The sequence below is a fragment of the Mycobacterium sp. E2462 genome, from assembly GCF_001672685.1.
GTDB lineage: Bacteria > Actinomycetota > Actinomycetes > Mycobacteriales > Mycobacteriaceae > Mycobacterium.
This window is the reverse complement of the sequence record NZ_LZKC01000066.1, coordinates 1-1,056: the sequence shown is the minus strand read 5'-3', so window position 1 is coordinate 1,056 and position 1,056 is coordinate 1. Positions and strand designations below refer to the sequence as shown.

Below are 1,056 nucleotides of genomic sequence, written 5' to 3'. Positions count from 1 at the left end.
GCGCGGTCGGCCGCGGACCGGGGGCCAACATCTACCATGTCGAGCTGCCGAATGTCGGGACGATGGAATCGAATTCGCCCGTGATGGTCGACGACGTCGTGGTCGGCAGTGTCGGCGCGATGCGGGTGCAGGGGTGGCACGCGGACGTCGAGATCTCGGTGAAACGCGATGTCGTCGTCCCCGCCAACGTGGTGGCCACCGTCGGGCAGACCAGCCTGCTGGGCTCGATGCACGTGGAGCTGAACACGCCGCTCGGCCAGCAGGGCACCGGACGGCTGCAGCCCGGGGCCACGATCCCGCTCAGCCGGTCCTCGGCCTACCCATCGACCGAGCAGACGCTGTCGTCGTTGGGCGCGGTGGTCAACGGTGGGGGCCTGGGACAGATCGGGGAGGTCGTGCACAACTTCTCCGCCGCCCTGTCCGGGCACGAAGGCGCCGCGCGAGACCTGCTCAACCGCCTCGACACGTTCGTGGGGACCCTCGACGAACAGCGGGACAACATCGTCGATTCCATCCAGGCCCTGAACCGGCTTGCCGGCACCTTCGCCGAGCAACGCGACGTCCTCACCCAGGCGCTGCGCAAGATTCCGCCGGCGCTCGACGTGTTGATCAAGGAGCGGCCGAGGCTGACCGCGGCGTTGGACAAGCTTCGCGTCTTCTCCAACACCGCCACCCGGCTGGTCAACGACTCTCAGGCGGACCTGGTACGGAACTTGAAGAACCTGGAGCCGGCCATCCAGGCGCTCGCCGACGTCGGCCCGGACTTCGGTGCGGCCATCGCGGCGAGCTTCGTGTTCCCATTCACCCAGAACTTCGTCGACCGCGCCGTGCGGGGTGACTACTTCAACCTGCACGTGGACTTCGACCTGACGATCCCGCGGCTCAAGCGTGGCCTGCTGCTGGGCACCCACTGGGGTCAGCTGGACGAGCCGGAGCCCCCGGTGCCCGGGGATCCGTATCGCTTGAACTACACGCTCGACCCGCTGCACAACCCCATCCGGCCGCCGTGGGTCGATCCCAACGCCTTGCCGCTGCCCGGTCCGGCGCCGACCGCGG

General features: G+C 68.7%; 1 protein-coding gene. It reads left to right on the top strand.

Going from position 1 to position 1,056, the window contains the following annotated elements; translation table 11 throughout:
- On the top strand, positions 1 to 1,056 hold a 1,056-nt coding region (locus A5714_RS03480), incomplete at both ends, for an MCE family protein (protein ID WP_156747155.1).